At 39.1% G+C, this 19,529-nt stretch carries 21 protein-coding genes; 15 read left to right on the top strand and 6 right to left on the bottom strand.

Annotated features, from left to right (window positions below; translation table 11 throughout):
• The first annotated feature begins 31 nt into the window (after positions 1 to 31).
• Positions 32 to 409, top strand: a complete 378-nt coding sequence (locus M5A78_RS07645; RefSeq protein WP_248734695.1) for a PH domain-containing protein — start codon at positions 32 to 34, stop codon at positions 407 to 409.
• Positions 410 to 521: 112 nt separating this feature from the next.
• On the opposite strand, the gene M5A78_RS07640 is transcribed toward M5A78_RS07645, so the two are convergent.
• Positions 522 to 1,685 (bottom strand): MalY/PatB family protein, encoded by a 1,164-nt coding sequence (locus M5A78_RS07640; protein ID WP_248734694.1) that lies wholly within the window; start codon positions 1,683 to 1,685, stop codon positions 522 to 524.
• Positions 1,686 to 1,769: 84 nt separating this feature from the next.
• On the opposite strand from M5A78_RS07640, the gene M5A78_RS07635 reads away from it, so the two are divergent.
• Positions 1,770 to 2,033 carry a DUF1871 family protein gene (locus M5A78_RS07635; RefSeq protein WP_248734693.1) on the top strand — a complete coding sequence of 88 codons (264 nt, stop codon included), beginning with the start codon at positions 1,770 to 1,772 and terminating at the stop codon, positions 2,031 to 2,033.
• A 170-nt stretch (positions 2,034 to 2,203) separates the two neighbouring features.
• Here M5A78_RS07635 and M5A78_RS07630 read toward each other — a convergent pair whose 3' ends face one another.
• Positions 2,204 to 2,434 (bottom strand): helix-turn-helix domain-containing protein, encoded by a 231-nt coding sequence (locus M5A78_RS07630; RefSeq protein ID WP_248734692.1) that lies wholly within the window; start codon positions 2,432 to 2,434, stop codon positions 2,204 to 2,206.
• 314 nt (positions 2,435 to 2,748) lie between these two features.
• Between M5A78_RS07630 and yugI the strand changes: the two genes are divergently transcribed.
• The 5 genes from yugI (at position 2,749) to M5A78_RS07605 (ending at position 8,708) form a co-directional block, all read left to right on the top strand.
• The gene (yugI, locus tag M5A78_RS07625; RefSeq protein ID WP_248734691.1) at positions 2,749 to 3,147 is read left to right on the top strand and encodes a S1 domain-containing post-transcriptional regulator GSP13; all 399 of its coding nucleotides are present in this window, start codon (positions 2,749 to 2,751) and stop codon (positions 3,145 to 3,147) included.
• Positions 3,148 to 3,305: 158 nt separating this feature from the next.
• Positions 3,306 to 4,505, top strand: coding sequence for an ornithine--oxo-acid transaminase (locus M5A78_RS07620; protein WP_248734690.1), 1,200 nt, complete (start codon positions 3,306 to 3,308; stop codon positions 4,503 to 4,505).
• Between the two features lie 72 nt (positions 4,506 to 4,577).
• Complete coding sequence (locus tag M5A78_RS07615) at positions 4,578 to 5,843, top strand: Glu/Leu/Phe/Val family dehydrogenase (RefSeq protein ID WP_248734689.1); 1,266 nt, start codon at positions 4,578 to 4,580, stop codon at positions 5,841 to 5,843.
• A 109-nt stretch (positions 5,844 to 5,952) separates the two neighbouring features.
• The gene (locus M5A78_RS07610; protein ID WP_248734688.1) at positions 5,953 to 7,116 is read left to right on the top strand and encodes an iron-containing alcohol dehydrogenase; all 1,164 of its coding nucleotides are present in this window, start codon (positions 5,953 to 5,955) and stop codon (positions 7,114 to 7,116) included.
• A 242-nt stretch (positions 7,117 to 7,358) separates the two neighbouring features.
• Positions 7,359 to 8,708 carry a glucose-6-phosphate isomerase gene (locus tag M5A78_RS07605; RefSeq protein WP_248734687.1) on the top strand — a complete coding sequence of 450 codons (1,350 nt, stop codon included), beginning with the start codon at positions 7,359 to 7,361 and terminating at the stop codon, positions 8,706 to 8,708.
• Positions 8,709 to 8,818: 110 nt separating this feature from the next.
• On the opposite strand, the gene M5A78_RS07600 is transcribed toward M5A78_RS07605, so the two are convergent.
• Positions 8,819 to 9,805 (bottom strand): potassium channel family protein, encoded by a 987-nt coding sequence (locus tag M5A78_RS07600; protein ID WP_248734686.1) that lies wholly within the window; start codon positions 9,803 to 9,805, stop codon positions 8,819 to 8,821.
• 200 nt (positions 9,806 to 10,005) lie between these two features.
• On the opposite strand from M5A78_RS07600, the gene M5A78_RS07595 reads away from it, so the two are divergent.
• On the top strand, positions 10,006 to 10,170 hold the full coding sequence (locus M5A78_RS07595) for an aspartyl-phosphate phosphatase Spo0E family protein (protein ID WP_319942263.1): 165 nt from the start codon (positions 10,006 to 10,008) through the stop codon (positions 10,168 to 10,170).
• A 46-nt stretch (positions 10,171 to 10,216) separates the two neighbouring features.
• Here the strand turns inward: M5A78_RS07595 and M5A78_RS07590 are convergent, their stop codons facing one another.
• A complete protein-coding gene (locus M5A78_RS07590; protein WP_248734685.1) occupies positions 10,217 to 10,810 on the bottom strand; it encodes a winged helix-turn-helix domain-containing protein in 594 nt (197 codons plus the stop codon).
• Between the two features lie 18 nt (positions 10,811 to 10,828).
• Positions 10,829 to 12,097: an MFS transporter gene (locus M5A78_RS07585; protein ID WP_248734684.1), complete on the bottom strand. Its 1,269-nt coding sequence runs from the start codon at positions 12,095 to 12,097 to the stop codon at positions 10,829 to 10,831.
• 259 nt (positions 12,098 to 12,356) lie between these two features.
• On the opposite strand from M5A78_RS07585, the gene M5A78_RS07580 reads away from it, so the two are divergent.
• The 4 genes from M5A78_RS07580 to M5A78_RS07565 all read left to right on the top strand — a co-directional run bounded on the left by M5A78_RS07580 (position 12,357) and on the right by M5A78_RS07565 (position 16,770).
• Positions 12,357 to 14,021: a DUF6044 family protein gene (locus M5A78_RS07580; protein WP_248734683.1), complete on the top strand. Its 1,665-nt coding sequence runs from the start codon at positions 12,357 to 12,359 to the stop codon at positions 14,019 to 14,021.
• 20 nt (positions 14,022 to 14,041) lie between these two features.
• Positions 14,042 to 15,082, top strand: coding sequence for a glycosyltransferase family 2 protein (locus M5A78_RS07575; protein ID WP_248734682.1), 1,041 nt, complete (start codon positions 14,042 to 14,044; stop codon positions 15,080 to 15,082).
• 88 nt (positions 15,083 to 15,170) lie between these two features.
• A complete protein-coding gene (locus tag M5A78_RS07570; protein WP_248734681.1) occupies positions 15,171 to 15,794 on the top strand; it encodes a LysE family transporter in 624 nt (207 codons plus the stop codon).
• Between the two features lie 217 nt (positions 15,795 to 16,011).
• Entirely contained in the window at positions 16,012 to 16,770 is a 759-nt protein-coding gene (locus tag M5A78_RS07565) for a yteA family sporulation protein (RefSeq protein WP_248734680.1), read from the top strand.
• A 73-nt stretch (positions 16,771 to 16,843) separates the two neighbouring features.
• On the opposite strand, the gene M5A78_RS07560 is transcribed toward M5A78_RS07565, so the two are convergent.
• Positions 16,844 to 17,023, bottom strand: coding sequence for a YozQ family protein (locus M5A78_RS07560; RefSeq protein ID WP_248734679.1), 180 nt, complete (start codon positions 17,021 to 17,023; stop codon positions 16,844 to 16,846).
• A 76-nt stretch (positions 17,024 to 17,099) separates the two neighbouring features.
• On the opposite strand from M5A78_RS07560, the gene M5A78_RS07555 reads away from it, so the two are divergent.
• From M5A78_RS07555 to M5A78_RS07545, 3 genes are all read left to right on the top strand, one after another.
• Entirely contained in the window at positions 17,100 to 17,237 is a 138-nt protein-coding gene (locus M5A78_RS07555) for a hypothetical protein (RefSeq protein WP_248734678.1), read from the top strand.
• A 132-nt stretch (positions 17,238 to 17,369) separates the two neighbouring features.
• Positions 17,370 to 18,266, top strand: coding sequence for a cation diffusion facilitator family transporter (locus tag M5A78_RS07550; protein WP_248734677.1), 897 nt, complete (start codon positions 17,370 to 17,372; stop codon positions 18,264 to 18,266).
• Positions 18,267 to 18,491: 225 nt separating this feature from the next.
• Positions 18,492 to 19,430 (top strand): magnesium transporter CorA family protein, encoded by a 939-nt coding sequence (locus M5A78_RS07545; protein ID WP_248734676.1) that lies wholly within the window; start codon positions 18,492 to 18,494, stop codon positions 19,428 to 19,430.
• The last annotated feature ends 99 nt before the right edge of the window (positions 19,431 to 19,529 follow it).

Raw genomic sequence — 19,529 nt, 5'->3', positions numbered from 1 at the left:
ATTGAATAAGAAGAGTGAGAGGGTGAGTAAAATGGGATTTTTAGATGGCTTAATGGGTAATTCCTCAGAGATTAATTCCGCCGAGGTTCAAAGGGAATTTTCGAGAATACTTGCACCAAATGAGAGTATTGAAAAAGCGTATAAGTTAATCCGCGACCTGTTTATTTTTTCGAATAAACGCTTAATCCTTGTGGATAAGCAGGGGCTAACGGGGAAAAAGGTTGAGTATCATTCGATTCCTTATAAAAGCATCACCCATTTCAGTATTGAAACTGCCGGTAACTTTGATTTAGATGCCGAACTGAAGATTTGGATATCCGGAAATGCCCTTCCTTTGCAAAAACAATTTAACAAAAACTTAAATATTTATGAGCTTCAAAGTGTTTTAGCTGAATACGTATTGAAATAAATAAGAAAAGCGCAAGCGCCCGCTGGGCGCTGGAGCTGGACAATTCTCAAAGTCGAAAATTTTATACTTTCTTATCTCATGAAAAAGACGAGCAATTAGCCCGTCTTTTTACTTATTTTAGAGCCTTTTTCAATCGCTCCAGCCCTTCTATTAGATCCGCTTTAGGGCAGGCGATATTCATGCGGAGAAAACCTTCACCGCCAGGTCCATATTTAGTTCCTGGTTCGAGTGCCAGTTTCCCTTTTTGGATAAGAGAATTGTGTAATTCTTGGTCACCTAAACCTAGTTTTCTGCAATCAAGCCATAGGAGATAGGTTCCTTCCGGTTCGATGCAGTTAATTTCAGGCAGGTGCTCCCTTAGATATGTGAAGGCAAACTCTTTGTTTTCTTGTAAATAATCGATCAGGTCCTCGAGCCATGCTTCACCTTCACGGTATGCCGCTTCCATCCCAATAATGCCAAATGTATTTATAGTGAAAAATCCTTGTCGTTTTAACGTTTCATTAAATTGGCCTCGTAATGTCTCGTTTTTGATAATAACTGCTGAGGCCTGCAATCCGGCGAGATTAAACGTTTTGCTTGGGGCAATAAGGGTAATCACACGTTCAGACAGTTCGTCACTTAAAGAAGCTATTGGTTGATGTTGAAAGTTTTTATAAATTATATCGGAATGAATTTCATCGGAAAGAATAAGACAATTGTATTCTAAGCATAACTCACCAATTTTTAATAACTCATCTTTTGTCCAAACTCTGCCACTAGGATTGTGCGGACTGCATAATAAGAAAAGTTTGCAGCCTTCTTGTAAAGCTTTTTCAAAGCGGACGAAGTCAATCTCATATTTTCCATTTATGAGCGTTAACGGCGAATTCACCACTGTCCGGTTGTTTTTATTAATCATTTCGAAAAATGGGGTATAAACCGGCGATTGTAGTAAAACTCGGTCTCCCTCTTTGGTAAACGTTTGGATTGCTGCACTGATGGCTTGAACAACACCGCTGCAATATAAAAGCCACGATGGTTTGATCTTCCATTGTTGCCTTTTAACTAGCCAGGCTTCAATCGCTTCAGCAGTGGAGGAAGGGACAAACGTATAGCCGAAAACCCCGTGCTCTACTCGATTTTGAATCGCTCTTAACACAGCCTGCGGCGGCTTAAAATCCATATCTGCGACCCACATCGGCCACAAATCTTCTTCTCCATAGATTTCCTTCGTTAACTCCCATTTGACGGATGACGTCTTTAAACGGTCAATCTTCTCATTAAATATCGACATACCTTCACCACCTGTAATTTTTAAAGCTGTCTATTCCTATGATAAAATATTTTCATTAAATGTGAAAATAATAGGAGCTAAATTATGAGAAAAGAAATTCAAACTAATTTGCAGTATGTTGATGTTTTAAATGAATGGAATCCCTTTGATTTGAATCATGGCAGCTATGAAACGGAAATTGCTGATGTGATACAAGCCATCCATGAACTTGATGATGCTGCTAAATTGGCCAAGAGAATCCAAACGATATATGAATTTTCATTTGAAAAAATGATTCCGATGCGCCACTGCTTAAAAATGGCCGATGATTTATTAGCCATCAAAGCGAACGAATCTTGCTCTATTTAATGAAAAAAAGCGGACATACCATTTATGGTTGTCCACTTCAAAAAGGGGGGAATAATAGAAAGCTTTATGTTATAAGGTTAGCCAATTTTTTACTATTCTATTCAAGACTTAGAAAAAAATAAAAAAAGCGGTACACTCTACCGCTTTGCAAGCTTCATTATTATGAGTCATTAATCGTTAGGTGAGGAGTTTGTATGAACCTGGTTGTGCTGTAATAACTCTGATGCAGGGATATCAAGAACAGTGGACAATTTTAAGATGGTCTGACTGCTTGGAATTTGTTCCCCAGCTTCATATTTCTCGATCGTATGTGTTCCTACTCTAACCTTTTGTGCCAACTCCTGCTGGGTCATATTACGCATTTCACGGACAGTTTTAATAGTGTGGCCGATTGAATTCATACTGGTCACCTCTCTTAGAAAGGATAGTTACTCACTATTAGTATATCATTAGATAGTTTGCTCTTTTTATTCCTGTTGTGAACAATTTGTTAAGAAGTTCTGATGAATTTCTGATCCATATCCGGAGAACTTGGTTTTCTTACACATTCAGAATTTATATCATAGAACTTTGAGAAATGTCTAGCTCCTTCGCCACTAATCGGGGGCTTCCGCTTTTCTTGTGACAAGCTTTTTTGCTTAATCCTAAATATTGTGATATAATCTTTTAATGCGTATATAAGGGATAAATAATTCATTTACTTAGGAGTGTTTTCATGACAGAAAAGATAGAAATAGGCAGTGTTTTAACAGGTAAGGTAACGGGAATTCAAGCTTACGGAGCGTTCGTAGCACTAGATGAAACTACACAAGGGCTAGTGCATATTTCAGAAATCACGCACGGTTATGTTAAAGATATTAATGAACATCTTAAGGTCGGAGATGAAGTTAAAGTTAAGGTGTTATCTGTGGATGAAAGTGCTGGGAAAATTGGCCTTTCGATTCGTGCTACAGAAGAAGCTCCTGTCCAACAAGCGCCTAAAGCTAAGAAGCCGCGCAAGCGCCAAGCAGCTGCGATTATTCCTGAAGCTGAAGGTCAGCAAGGTTTTAACACATTAAAAGATAAGCTCCAAGAATGGATTGACCAATCACAGCGTGAAGAAATTAAAAAATAATGCCATTAGAAGTCTGGTACCTGCTATTTAAGTAGTAGGGACTAGGCTTTTTTTATTAATAAATAAAAAAGTTTTAAGGAAGTGTTCATTCTTTATTCAGGCTCGGCTACAATAGAATTGTCTATACATATCCTAGGAATGAAATGGAGGAATGATTTATGCCAACAAATATTAATACAAATGAATTAATTGAAAAAACGGAGAAATATGGTGCCAATAATTATCATCCACTGCCAATTGTCATCTCACGTGCTGAGGGTGTTTGGGTGGAAGACCCTGAAGGCAACAAATACATGGACATGCTGAGTGCCTACTCCGCTGTTAACCAAGGTCATCGCCATCCAAAAATCATTCAGGCACTTAAGGATCAAGCGGATAAAGTTACATTAACCTCACGTGCTTTCCATAATGACCAGCTTGGAATATGGTACGAAAAAGTCTGTCAATTAGCGAATAAAGAAATGGTTCTGCCAATGAACACAGGTGCGGAAGCTGTTGAGACAGCAGTTAAGGCAGCACGGCGTTGGAGCTATGATGTAAAAGGTATCGCTGAAGACCAGGCAGAGATTATTGCTTGTATCGGAAATTTTCACGGTAGAACTATGACAGCGGTTTCATTATCCTCTGACGCTGAATATAAACGTGGATTTGGGCCAATGCTTCCAGGTATTAAGCTTATTCCTTATGGTGATTTAGAGGCCTTACAAGCAGCCATTACTCCAAACACGGCAGCATTTTTAATTGAACCGATTCAAGGGGAAGCCGGAATTGTTATTCCACCTAAAGGTTTTATCAAGGCAGCCTTTGATGCTTGTAAGGAAAATAATGTCCTGTTTATTGCTGATGAAATTCAAGCAGGCTTGGCGCGTACAGGAAAAATGTTTGCTTGTGAGTGGGAAGGTATTGAACCAGACATGTATATCCTTGGAAAAGCACTTGGAGGCGGTGTGTTCCCAATTTCTTGTGTCGTAGCCAATCGGGATGTTTTAGGCGTATTTAATCCAGGCTCCCACGGTTCAACTTTTGGAGGAAATCCGATGGCGTGTGCTGTTTCAATCGCTTCTCTTGATGTGCTAGCTGATGAAAAACTTGCCGACAAATCGTTAGAGCTTGGGGAGTATTTTATCAGCAAATTAACAGAGATTAAAAATCCGCTCATTAAAGAAGTACGTGGCCGCGGTTTGTTTATTGGTGTGGAGCTGACGGAAGATGCCCGTAAATATTGTGAGCAATTAAAAGACTATGGACTTTTATGTAAAGAAACACATGACACGGTGATTCGGTTTGCGCCGCCGCTTGTTATCACAAAGGAAGAACTTGATTGGGCAATTGAGCGGATAAACAAAGTATTGGGTTAAAATGAAGCTTTAATCAGTGGGGATCTACTGCCTGTAATTGCAGGGTAAATGTAAAAAACTAGGGGTGCCAAAATGGGGACTACTGATGGAGATGGAAAAGAGAGTTTAAACCTTCTTACATCAACACAGATTGTTATTCACGATGCATTAACAAAACTTGGCTACAACCAAGATATGTACCATTTATTAGAAGAACCATTAAGAACGGTCAACGTCAGGATCCCTGTTCGTATGGACGATGGTTCTACTAAGGTCTTTACAGGTTTCCGTGCCCAGCATAATGATGCGGTTGGACCGACAATGGGTGGTGTCCGCTTTCATCCCCGAATCAATGAAGAAGAAGTAAAGGCTTTATCGATGTGGATGAGCCTGAAATGTGGGATCGCGGATCTACCTTATGGGGGAGGCAAGGGCGGTATTATCTGTAACCCGAGGACGATGTCATCGGGAGAACTTGAACGTTTAAGCCGCGGCTATGTTCGAGCAATCAGCCAAATTGTCGGACCAACAAAGGATATCCCAGCACCAGATATGTATACCAATGCCCAGATTATGGCTTGGATGTTGGACGAATATAGCCGTCTTCGCCAAAATGTCTCACCCGGCTTTATTACAGGTAAGCCACTTGTGCTTGGAGGTTCTGAAGGGCGCGAAACCGCTGGTGCAAAAGGTGTAACCATTTGTATTGAAGAAGCGGCAAAAAAACGAGGAATGCCAATAAAAGGGGCCCGTGTGATTATCCAAGGATTTGGAAATGCCGGCGGTAACATCGCCAAGTTTTTGTATGATTCCGGTGCGAAAATTATTGGGATTTCTGATGTTTATGGGGCCATTTATAATCCGGATGGGTTAAATATTAATTATCTGCTGGAACGTCGTGACAGCTTTGGCACGATCACTACTTTATTCGAAGGTGCGATAACAAACGAAGAACTGCTCGTGAAGGATTGTGATATATTAGTGCCAGCTGCAGTATCCAATCAAATTACAGTTGAAAACGCCGGTAACATTAGAGCTAGTATTGTAGTAGAAGCAGCGAATGGACCTACATCGCTAGAGGCAACAAGGATACTCACAGAGCGCGATATATTGCTAGTGCCAGATGTATTAGCCGGGGCAGGCGGTGTCACTGTTTCTTATTTTGAGTGGGTACAAAATATTCAAGGCTATTATTGGAATGAAGAGGAAATAGCAGAGAAATTACAGAACAAGCTTGTCAAATCCTTCAATGATATTTATGATTTGGCCCAAACCCGAAACGTAAACATGCGCTTAGCCGCTTACATGGTAGGTGTAAGAAAAATAGCAGAGGCATCCTTGTTTAGGGGATGGGTATAAGAAGTCCTTGCATCATCAAATGGTGCCGGGATTTCTTTTTTTTAATCAAGTTTTTTGCAAATTTAAAGATTATCCATAATAATGGAGAATGAAAAGGAAGGTGTTTATTTTGCAAAATTTCACTTTTTGGAATCCGACAAAATTAATTTTTGGAAAAGGTCAGCTTGAACAATTGAAAATAGAAGTACCTCTTTACGGGAAAAAAGTTTTACTTGTCTATGGCGGTGGAAGTATTAAACGAAGCGGCCTTTATGAAAAGGTCACTGGATTATTACATGAAATCGGTGTGGAAGTATTTGAACTTTCCGGAGTGGAACCGAATCCTCGTATTTCAACTGCCCGAAAAGGCGTGGAAATTTGTAAAAAAGAGGGCATTGAATTCCTTCTAGCTATTGGCGGAGGAAGTGTCATCGACTGCACGAAGCTAATAGCAGCCGGTGCTAAATATGACGGTGATGCCTGGGATATAGTTATTAAAAAGGCATTTCCTCGTGAAGCATTGCCATTTGGTACCGTATTGACGCTTGCCGCAACTGGTTCAGAAATGAACGCAGGCTCAGTGATTACCAATTGGGAAACAAATGAAAAATACGGTTGGGGAAGTGCCGTAACATACCCGAAATTTTCAATTTTAGATCCAGTTAATACTTATACGGTTCCTCGAAATCAAACGATTTATGGAATTGTTGATATGATGTCACATGTTCTGGAACATTATTTTCACCTAGAAGAAAATACCGATTTTCAGGATCGGATGTGTGAATCGTTACTTATAACTGTAATGGAAACAGCGCCAAAATTGCTGGCAGACCTTGAAAACTATGAACAGCGGGCTACGATTCTTTACAGCGGAACAATGGCGTTAAATGGTATTTTAAATATGGGTTATCACGGCGATTGGGCGACCCACAACCTTGAGCATGCGGTATCTGCTGTCTATGACATTCCTCATGGAGGCGGACTGGCTATCCTTTTCCCACACTGGATGGAGCATAACCTAAGCGTGAAACCAGAACGCTTCCAGCAGCTTGCAGTCAGGGTGTTTGGGGTTGACCCTGAAGGGAAAAGTGCGGAAGAAGCGGGACTTGAAGGAATTGGAAAATTACGAGAGTTCTGGAACAGCATTGATGCACCTGCTCGGCTAGCTGATTATGAAATTGATGACAGCAAGCTTGAGCTAATGGCTGACAAAGCGATGGCGAACGGAGAGTTTGGCACTTTTACCAAATTAACTCGTGAAGATGTTTTAGAGATTTATCGGGCATCGTTATAATGGAGAGACTCGGGCATTAGCTGCCCGAGTTTTGTATTTATTTTTCTAATGGATTTAGTAAAAAATGTATTTTTAAACAAAACACCTATAAAAAATAGGCAAAATTACGTGAAAAATAGACAAAACTAAAAAAGTAAAAAAAATGCTGAAAATGGGTACGCTTACAAGAGGGACCATCCTTGATAATCCCTTCATCATTCGATAAAGTGGGTAGTGAAAAATAAATTTATGGAGGATCATTCATGACACACGTTCGTTTTGATTACTCGAAAGCTTTGAGCTTCTTTGGAGAACATGAACTTACATATTTACGGGATGCTGTAAAGGTTGCCCACCATTCATTACATGAGAAAACAGGTGCAGGCAACGACTTTTTAGGCTGGATTGAGCTGCCAACCAACTATGATAAGGAAGAATTCTCACGCATTCAAAAATCTGCTGAAAAAATCAAAGCTGATTCCGATGTTCTACTTGTTATCGGGATTGGTGGTTCCTACCTAGGTGCAAGAGCCGCCATTGAAATGTTGCAGCATAGCTTCTATAATGCACTTTCTAAAGAAAAACGTAATACACCGCAAATCATTTTTGTTGGAAACAATATTAGTTCATCTTATATGAGCGATTGTATCGAACTCATTGATGGAAAGGACTTTTCCATCAACGTCATATCTAAATCAGGTACCACAACAGAACCAGCGATTGCCTTCCGTATTTTCCGTAAGCTGCTTGAGGAAAAATACGGTCATGAAGAGGCGCGTAAGAGAATTTATGCTACAACAGACAAAGCAAAAGGAGCCTTAAAAACATTATCCAACGAAGAAGGCTACGAAACTTTTGTCATCCCAGATGATGTTGGTGGTAGATATTCAGTTTTAACGGCAGTCGGTTTACTGCCAATCGCCGCTAGCGGGGCAAACATTGAAAAAATGATGGAAGGTGCGTCCCAGGCACAAGAAGACTTCGGCCATTCAGAGCTTGAAGATAACTTAGCCTACCAATATGCAGCCGTAAGAAATGCACTTTACAATAAAGGGAAAACAATCGAAATGCTGATTAACTATGAGCCTGGGCTGCAGTATTTTTCAGAATGGTGGAAGCAGTTGTTTGGTGAAAGTGAAGGGAAGGACCAAAAAGGAATTTATCCATCTTCAGCCAACTTTTCGACTGACCTCCACTCTCTTGGACAATACGTTCAAGAAGGACGTCGCGATTTGTTTGAAACCATTATTAAGGTGGAAAAATCTCGCCACGAGCTAAAGATTGAAGCTGTGGAAAATGATTTAGATGGTCTTAATTATCTAGCTGGACAAACAATTGATTTCGTTAACAATAAAGCATTTGAAGGGACCATGCTTGCTCATACAGACGGTGGTGTACCAAATCTAATTGTTACCATTCCAGCAATGGATGAATATACATTTGGCTATCTTGCTTACTTCTTTGAAAAAGCCTGTGCGATGAGCGGATACCTGCTTGGCGTCAACCCATTCGATCAGCCAGGGGTGGAAGCCTATAAAGTTAATATGTTCGCTTTATTAGGCAAGCCTGGATTTGAAGAGAAGAAAGCGGAGCTTGAAAAACGCTTGAAATAACTTAAAAACGAGTGCTGATTATCATGGTCAGCACTCGTTTTATTAATTTTCTAATTACTACGGGGTAGGCCAATTCCTTTCCAAGATTAAATTACAGAAGGGTATTGGTGTCATTTAAATAGTAATAACTGGTCGTTTTCCTCAATTTGAAACGAATGGGCAGGATTAAGAATGGTTTCCTCCCCTCTTTTGATCCCAATTAGGAGGAAGTCCTTGTTTAACAATTCCTGGCACATTTCTCTGAAACCTTTTCCAATGTCTGCTTCTTTGACTCCAATATCCATCAATCTACTTTCCTGCAATTGATGGACAACGTTTGATAAAAGACCATCTCCATTGGAATGCAAACTGTTTACCATAAAAACGCTCGTCAATTTATTGGATTGAATCACTTCGTCTGCGCCTGCTCTTAAGGCGTTAATTACCTGATCAGCCGTTAAAATTTCTACAATACATTTTACTTGAGCGCATAAGCCTTTAATCGTGAGCAAGGTTAAAATACTATTCATATCGGCCTGGAGCTCATCATTACCCCGATCGGCTGTAATAAGCACCTTCTCTGCACGTTGGATATCACTTTTGATAATCGTTTCATCAACATGTCCTTTTCCTTTAATAAAATGAACAAATCTCGATTTAACCGGGTTTGCTTCGAGTGTTTCGTCAATCAAGACAATCATCTCTGGAAATTTAACACTGGTCAGCTTACCGATTAATTCTCTTGACCTCTCGTTCCAGCCGATTATGATGATATGACCGGTCCCTTTAAAGGGGATTCTTCCTTCGGAAAAGGCATCTTGTTTGGTAACCGCAGCTGCCGCTAAAGTACCAAAATAGGAAGAGACAAGGCCGACACCAAGTAATATTAGAAATAACGCAGTCAGTCTACCAAAGAAAGAATGGGGAACATAATCGCCATAGCCCACTGTAGAGGCGGTAATAATCGCCCACCAAATGCCATCGAAAATCGATGGGAAGGTGTCGGGCTCTAAAAAGTGAATGGTAATACCAAATGTTAGAAATACTAGAATTGCGAGTAATAGAATGCGAACTAGGAGTGGCAATCGTAAAAAGCTTATATAAACTCTATCTGGCACGACCGTCACCTCATTTCTCGTCCTAAATATTATGGACGAAAGATCTATCTGATAATCATGAATTGGTATTTTTTTACTAGGAAAATATTCATAAAATATACTTATTTTTTTTCTAGCAACTACTTGCTTTTAACTGAAAAAACTAATAAATTATGGTTAATAACATAGTAATAGTTACAATACGGAAAGAGGGATGAAGAATGGAAACTCGGATGAATTCACTGTTGTTGAATATTGAAAAAACGAGGTTGGAAATGATTCATTTAGCTTTTCTTTACGGATATTCTAATCCAAATGTTATACAATGCAGCCAAAAACTCGATTCCCTTTTAAATGTTTATAATAATAAAAACGTAAAGCATTGATCATATGAAAAAAACCTTCCAAATTAATATTGGAAGGGTTTTTTTGTTAGTCATCATTCGCGTCATCAATCCGATAGCTCAGCATAATATAAGCATATTTTGATTTTTTATTTAGCTGCTCCTCACTCAGGCTTGGCAGGCTTGAATCCTCGAAGGTTTCCTGTTGATCAGGTTGTTCGCGAATCGACCTAAACATTCTCCCTTGTGATGTTTCCCATTCTTTTCCTGTCAAAGTGGGCAGACTAATCATTAAATTCACTTGCTTATCAAAGCCTGGCTGCCCCTTTATTAGCTCTGACTCAAGCAACTTCAAGCCTGGTTGAAGTAAATTCATGATTTCTTCCATCATGGTTCCATGATGCTCCTTTAATAAGGCTGCAGTAAACTCAAACCTTTGCCCCGCTATTTCCGATCTTTTATAATATTTTTCAATTAAATTTCCGTGCTGACGCGTTTCTACCAGCTCAAGTAGCCCTGCTTCTTCCAGCTTTTTGACATGATAATAGAGCCGCGATTGCTTCTCATTCAATTCCTCGGCAATTTGGCTGACGGTAACAGGGTCTTTGGCAATGTCTAAAATACTTCTTTTTCTAACATCTAACATCATTTTGGCTATTTCAATATCATCGATTTTTTTCACAAAAACTTACCCCCAAGATTAATTAACGGTAGCCGGCTGTTGTGTTTCAGAAATAGATTCAACTTGTTTGTTATTAGATAGGCTTTTATACCCCTTCAGTAAGGGCATGAATACGGCCACGATAACAAGCAGGCCTCCCGATATGGCTGTTCCATATAAAACGCCGATTTCTTTCGATAACCATCCTCCAAACAAAATTCCGATAATTGAGGAGGTGCTGGCTGTAATTCCTAGCAATGATGAGCCTCTGCCTCTAAAGGCTGCAGGTGTGACTTTTAAAAATATGCTACTCAATGGAACATTTAAAAAGGCGTTCAGTACTCCTACCATTATACTCCAAATGTAGACAGGGAGGACGCCATAAAGTATTTGGAATCCATCCAAGGGGATAATTAGTACCATCAAAATCCCGATGGCGGCAGTACCAAGTAAAAAAATGGTACTTGGTTTGAATTTCTTAAGGGCGACGGGAGCGGCAACGCCGGCACCGACAATGACACCAACTGCTGTAGCAGCTTCCATAAAGCCAAAATGAAATGCAGAAACATGAAATTCATTGGTAAGAACGGCGATAAGATTTGTATTTAATATTCCACAGACAAGGGTAATGGGAATTATCAAGATAAGTAAGAAGCGTAAGGCCGGCACTTCGACAACTTCTTTAACACCTGACCTAATTGACATGAAGTAGGATTCAGACGAAGATGCATGTGCAAATTTATTTTTACCAAGATTGCGTAAGGAGAGGATGAACAGAGCAGAAAGGGCAAAGGTTACCGCATCAATGGCGAAAATAATGTTGTAATTGTTTGTCATCATTAATAATGCTCCTATAGAAGGTCCGATGATATCCATTGCCGCCCTAGTTGATTGTGACAGAGATATGGCCTGCTGGATATTTTCTTCCCCTATAAGGTCAGGTATCGACGAGGAGCGGGCCGGATCAAACAGGGCAGATCCAAGTCCTTGGAAAGCAATTAAGATAATGAGGGCTGTGGCTGAGTGATGGAAGGGGATCATTAAGAAGACAATCACCATCCGATAGAAGTCGGCCCCTACCATTAACCATTTCCGGTTATACTTATCAGCTAATGGACCTAGGAAAATCCCAAAGAAAGCAGTAGGAAGAAGCTGGGCGAATATGACTAAACCAATGGCAAGTGGATCCTTTGTTAATGTCGCTACCAGATAGACAATCGCAATTCTCGTGAATCCGTCGCCTAATTGAGAAACGATTTGTCCTAGCCAAAACCGGAGGTAGTTCCGGTTATGAAGAATTTTAAACATGATCATCACTCTCTTTCGTTAAAATTTATTTATTCGTTAAAATTTATTTTAATGATTAAATTTATTTTAACAGGGAGTTTAGCGAATGTAAATACCTGGAATCGACTATTAAGATAAAAATTAGATTTTCTCCTAAAAAATGTTAATTTTTTTACCGATTTTGTGAGAAAAGGAATAATTTCCAACAAGTAAGCAAAATTTATAACGGACGTGCCCTTTTGAAAAAAAGATTTTGAGGTGTAGAAGAGTGGTTATAGAGATGAAAAAAGAGAAGCGATACATCCTTTTCGCTTTCATTGTTTTAGCGGTCTATCTTTCTCCGCTATTTATTCTACAGGAAAATGCTCATATCCGGGTTCATGATAATTTGGATTCAAACTTGGCGTGGTATAAGGTATTAGCGAGAAGCGGGGAAATGTTTGGCGGTGTAGAGGGGATCATACCGCAAATCATCAATGGACAGCTACCCAGAAATGCCTTTGGGACTGAATATAGCATTATAGTCTGGTTGTATGCTCTCTTTCCGACGATGACAGCCTATGCCCTAAGTCAGGCTATGACCAGAACTGTTGCTTTTTTCGGGATGTATTTATTGTTAAAAAAACATGTTCTTCCTGGTGAGAACTGGCTGTTCATGCAAATTGGGAGTGCACTTGCTTTTGCCTTAACGCCATTTTGGCCGTCGGGGATGCTGAGTACATTAGGGATTCCGCTCGCACTTTGGGCTTTTCTCAACATTCGAAATCGAGAGGCATCCTGGAAGGATTATTTGGTGCTCACCTTGCTGCCTTTTTACGCAAGTATTGTTTTAGGCTTTTTCTTCTTTTTAACTGCTATGGGGATTTTTTGGCTAACGGATGGTCTCAGGGGAAAAGGTTGGAATCTCCGCTTTTTAGTTTCGATTGCTTATATGTCAATTATTTTTATGATAGTGGAATATCGATTAGTTTTTTCATTTCTATTTAAGGGAGAGCCAAATAGCCGGGATGAGTATTTTCACGCGGAACTTCCTTTTTGGAACGCTGTTCGACTTTCTGTCAAAAATTATCTATTAGGACATACCCATGTAATGACCGTACATACCTTATTTATATTGCCAGCAACCTTCATTGCCATTTATTTTGTCTTTTCGAAAAGGCTTTGGAAGCAAGAAAAGTTGTTTGTGTTTTTATTTGGATTAAATATCGTATTGTCACTATGGTATGCCTTTTGGTTTTATGAAGGCTGGCTCCCGTTAACGGAAAGATTTCATTTTATGGATACCTTTAATTTTGCTCGCTATCACTTTTTAAGGCCGCTTGTTATTTATGCGAGCTTCGCCCTAGCCTTAAAAATTATTTTTCTCCAGGGAAAAAGCTTGGCTAGAACAGCGAAATGGCTTATGGTGTTGCAAATTCTCCTTTTGGGGTTGTTTAATGACGAAATTATTTATCGGCAAAAACCAACGGTCAAAGAATTTTTCGCTGAGCCATTATTTCAAGAAATAAAAGAACATATCGGGTTAAAGCAGGAGGAGTATCGGGTTGCTAGTATTGGAATCCATCCGGCTGTCTCACAGTATAACGGCTTTTACACACTAGATACCTACAATAATTTCTATCCATTAAGCTATAAACATCAATTTAGGAAAATAATTGAAAAGGAATTAGCGAAAAATAAAACCATTCGCAAATATTTCGATCAATGGGGAGGGCGCTGTTACATTTTTACAGCACAGATTGGAAAAAGATATATGATCAAAAAGGATTCAAACCGCCATTTGAAAAATTTAGAGTTGAATACGGATATGTTTAAGGAAATGGGCGGTCGTTATATTTTTTCGGCTATTCCAATCGATAATGCAGCGGAAAATAAACTAGCGCTCGAAAAGATATTCGAAGCAAAAACTTCTGCCTGGAAAATTTACTTATATAAGACTATGTAGACATCGGGGGTTTTTAACAGATGATGGAACCAGTCCTTACCATTGTTGTGCCATGTTATAACGAGGAAGCGGCGCTGCCGGAAACGATTATTCAGCTTCAGCAGCTGTTGGAGGAGCTGATCCAAGAAAGGCTTGTTTCAAAGCTAAGCAAGCTTTTGTTTGTTGATGACGGTAGTAAGGATGGCACGTGGGAGTTGATTTATAAGGAAGGGCTACGTAATGGGTATGTCCGCGGGTTAAAATTGGCACGCAATGTCGGCCATCAGAACGCCTTACTTGCTGGTTTGCACGCAGCCGGGGAGCGATCCGATTGTGTCGTTTCCATCGATGCTGATTTGCAGGATAATATTCAGGTCATTCGTGAATTTATTTTGAAGTTCCGTGCAGGCTGTGAGATCGTTTATGGTGTGAGGCAGGGTCGTGCGACCGATACCTTCTTTAAACGAAGTACCGCACAGGGCTTTTATAAAATCATGAAAATACTAGGTGTCAATCTTGTGTATAATCATGCCGATTTTCGACTAATGAGTAAAAGGGCTTTACAGGAACTAGAACGCTTTAAAGAAGTCAATTTATTTTTGCGGGGAATCGTTCCACTTCTTGGTTTCCAATCCGATGTGGTTTATTATGATCGATTGGAAAGACAGGCTGGTGAAACGAAATATCCAATAAAAAAGATGCTTGCCTTTGCCTTTGACGGGATTACTTCATTTTCTGTTTCACCGATCCGGTTTGTTTTATTCATTGGCTTTGTTTCCTTTTTCATGAGTCTGGCCTTTGGGGGCTACTTTTTAACACTTAAATTTTTGGGAAACACTGAGACCGGTTGGACGTCGCTTATCACTTCTATTTGGCTCATCGGTGGACTACAGTTAATTGCCATTGGCTTAATCGGGGAATATGTAGGGAAAATTTATAAAGAAGCAAAGCAGCGTCCTAAGTACATTGTCGACATTGATGCCTTTAACCTCTCAGTGCCAAGGCACCATTTATTTCAGCAAGCGGCAGATGATGAGTCCTTTAGCCTTGAGAATAGAAGTATTTCTGAAAGAAATAAATAGTTAACTTTTAAAAACTATTGTCGTACAAATCCTCTGGCTTGAATAAAAATGAGAAGACAGGCTTTTTTTAAGCTAGGGGGAAAATCGAATGAATATATTTTTAAGCTATATTTTGTTAGGACTATCGCTAGCTGCTCCCATTGGGCCAATTAATGCTGCTCAAATGGATAGGGGAATTAGACATGGTTTTATGCATTCGTGGATTGTAGGAGTGGGCGCCGTTGTTGCCCATGGGATATATATGTTTGTTGTTTACATTGGAGTTGTCCAGTTTCTTGAAACAGCCTATATGCAGACATTTCTTTGGATGTTTGGATGTTTTGTTCTTCTTTATACGGGAATAGAAACGATAATGAAAGCAGGGATAACTTATTTGGAGTATTCGAGAGGAGAGGAACCGCTAATTAAATCGTTTTTTTCTGGGTTCTTTCTATCTATTTCCAATCCACTTACGTTATTGTTTTGGCTTGGTATTTACGGCTCTGTCCTCGCTAGCACTGTTGCTGCTAATGATACAAGTCAATTAATTCTTTACAATAGTGCCATTTTCATTGGCCTTTTCATTTGGGATATAACTTTGGCCGGCGTGGCCAGCAACTTTCGAAAATTTTTAACCTCTAGATTACTGGTTATCATTTCCTTCCTCTCTGGTCTTTCATTAAGCGGATTTGGGATTTATTTTGGAATCCAGGCCATTAAAGCATTTATGTAAATAAGGAAAAATGGAATGCGGATACTTGTCCATCCTGAAATAAAGGAAAAGACATTTTGGATTTTTTATGGAATAAAATGTTTAGTACATAATCAAAGACTAAACAATTGAAAATATAAAGGAATTATCTAAACTGCACCTATTAATGCAAATATAGAATTTGGGAGAAACTAACCCAATATGGTACTAGTGCTTGGAAATGAAAGGGGTTTATCACATGCTATCAACACGGCAGTTAGCTGAGCTACGTTTACAATTATTGCAGGAAAAAGGGGAAGTGGAAGAACATTTGCAACAAAATGATCACTTTGGATTAGAGCGAGGACATGCACATGAATCAGTAGGGGAGTTATCCAGCTATGATAACCACCCTGCAGATGAAGGGACCGAGCTTTATGAACGTGAAAAGGATATTGCCTTAAACGAGCATTATAAATTATTGCTAGGAAATATTAATAAAGCCTTAGAAGCCATGGAAAATGGCAAGTACGGTATATGCGAGGTTTGTGGTAAGGAGATTCCATTAGAACGGTTAGAGGCTTTGCCAAATACGACTTATTGTATCGAACATAGCCCGGATCAAGTGACGTCTCACAAGCGTCCAGTTGAAGAAGGCGTGTTAATGCCGCCATGGGGAAAATTTGCTATGGACGAACAAGATGAAAATGTCGGCTTTGATGCCGAGGATTCCTGGCAGGAAGTGGCAAAATGGGGCACATCGGAAACCCCGTCCGATCTAGCTTTCTCACAGGATGACTACAATGATATTTATATCGATGCGGATGAAAATATCGGTTATGTTGAGGATTATGAAAATTTTGTTGGTAATGATATGTACGGTAATAACGTCAAGGTTTATCCAAATCCGCAGCATGAACATTATGAGGATACGCTCGATGAGGAAGGAATTATGACAACTTTTGGTGATTTGCCGGCATATGAACACGATCCATATACTGATCCGGATGATAAATAGGAAGGAAAAAAGAAAACAGCTTTCGGATTGAGAGCTGTTTTCTCTGATTTTCATTCATATAGGAATAAATCGACTAACCTTGTTGGTTCATATCGTCTGGGGCATCGTCGATTGTGCCTTCCTTGTAGACATCACTAACTTGCTCATGGGTAGTTGCTAATCCTGCTGAAAGATCATCCGTTTCTTGATAGTAACTTGGATGAAAGAAACTTCCGGCAACTTCTTTTTTGGGATTGGCTTTTTTATTGTCCATAATAAATTCCTCCTTCATTGTAGATACAAAGGTATTTTCTTCTGTTTTCAAAAAATTACTCAAAGGACCGTGAAAAATGAACAAAAAGAATGAATTTCCATCGCGAGAAGAATTAGATCAGGCCTTCCATTTTCTCCATGACCAAATAAACATAATTTCTGTTGTCGAAGAAGTAGAAATGATTAAAAAAGACAAAGACGTGCATGAAGAATAAGGACAAAAGGATTCTCGATGACTTAAGTTTTTCGTCAGCCCAACTTATCTTGAACCGCGCAAGACTTTTTCTCTAGACCCATCAAGGTCATTTTTGCTATGATTTCTAGAGGAATTTTAGAGGTGGTTTACTATGGAAATGAGAGAAACTCTAGCCAAAAAAGTGGCTTGGATTAGCGTAATTAGCAATATAATTCTTACATTAGGAAAAATAATCATTGGCAGGTATGGAAATAGTGACGCTGTGTTTGCAGATGGAATCCATTCAGCGGCAGATGTTTTTGCTTCTGTGATTGTTTTGTTGGTAATTAAAATTGCAAATAAACCGGCGGATAAGGAGCATCCATATGGGCATGGCAAGGCTGAGGTAATTGTTTCTGAAATCATTGGAATTCTCCTTTTACTTGTTTCCATCTATGTGGTTTACGAAGGGATTAGTGGTTTCTTTCATGAAGTAGAATCACCCAATTTTTTGGCCATGTGGGTAGCGCTCTTTTCATTTATTACTAAGATTATTTTATATCGAACATCATTAAGGGTTGCAAAACAGAATCAGAGTAAAGCGATTGAAGCAATTGCATTTGATCATAAAGCAGATATTGTCGCCTCGATTGCAGCTGCAATTGGAGTTCTCATTTCAATTGTTGGTGAACGGTTTGATATCCATTTCCTGCTATACGGGGATAAGGCTGCAAGTATTTTTGTTGCCTACTTAATTTTTAAAATTGCGAAAGAAATGTTGACAGAAGCCTTTGACATTTTACTTGAACGGAATATTAACACTGAGACACTTCAGGAATATATTACTATTATCGGTGAATTTCCCGATGTCAAACGGATTGATCGTCTCAGGGCAAGAGAACATGGACATTATATTTTAGTCGATTTACGAATTTCCATTGACCATTATAAAACAATCAAGCAAGGCCATGATCTTGCCAAATCCATCAAAAGGAAACTAATGGAGAAAAATGATAACATCAGAGAGGTATTAATTCATTTAAATCCCTATTTTCCGGAAAACAAGTAATCTTTAAAAAAACTCCTTTGTACTTTCAAACATTAGGGGGTATGATAGGATAGGAAATAAAAATTTTAAGGGAGTTGATATTTTTGAGTTATTCCGTAGACCCGGACCCAAGTAGGCGAGGGGAAGTCAATGTACTCTTTGAATGGATTGAAATGAATAGCAAGAATATCAACTCTAGAAAAGGTTGTTGGCTTCCTCAAACAAAGTGAGTGAGGAGGTTTTTGTATGTTGGAAATTTTTAAGAGCACAGAAGCTAAGGTTTTAGAAAAAGTTGATGTTATTTCCAAAGGCTGCTGGGTTAATATGTATGCCCCTACAGCAGAGGAAATTCACAGAGTATCAAATGATGCTCAAGTCGATGTCGATATTATCAAAGATGCCCTGGATGATGAAGAACGTCCAAGGATTGAACGAGATGATGGCCGGGTCTATATCATCGTCGATTTTCCTTATATCGTCCATGATGAAACGGGTTTTGCCAGTTATGAGACTATTCCAATTGGCATTGTTCTTACTGAAGATTGTATCATTACCGTTTCCTTAAAAGATTCACCGATATTAGAGGAATTTAGGAAAAACAGAGTGAAAGAATTTTTTACGTTTAAAAAAACGCGATTTGCCCTGCAAATCCTGTTTGTCATTTCTTCTTATTATCTTCGGTACTTAAAACAAATTAACAAGAAAACAAATGAAATTGAACGGGTTGTCCACCAATCCTTAAAGAATAAAGAACTATATGCGTTTTTAGCTTTAGAGAAGAGTTTGGTTTATTTTACAACTTCCTTAAAGTCGAATAAAGTCGTACTCGATAAAATATTGCGGTTTAATTATTTAAAAATGTATGAAGAAGACAAGGATTTATTAGAAGACGTAATTATTGAGAAAACGCAGGCAATTGAAATGGCGGAAACATACCGCTCCATCTTGACAGGGATGATGAATGCTTTCGCCTCGATTATTTCGAATAACTTAAACATTGTTATGAAGTTTTTAACTTCGATCACGATCATTTTGTCATTCCCGACAATGGTATTTAGTCTTTATGGAATGAACGTTGATTTACCTTTTCAAAATAATCCACATGCTTTTATCATTACTCTAGTCATTTGTGGAGTTTTATCGACGTTAACAGCGTTTATTTTTTGGAAGAAGAAATATTTCTAGATGGCCAGCCTTTCAACGGGCTGGCTTTTCTGTTGTAAAAAAATCCATCCTAAGACGAAGCATGAATCAAAATGAGTTCAACGGTTTTATATATAATTT

The organism is Neobacillus rhizosphaerae, assembly GCF_937468385.1.
In the GTDB taxonomy this organism is placed as follows: domain Bacteria; phylum Bacillota; class Bacilli; order Bacillales; family Cytobacillaceae; genus Neobacillus; species Neobacillus rhizosphaerae.
Note: the sequence above shows the minus strand (reverse complement) of the source record. Positions and strands in the feature narration are given on the sequence as shown.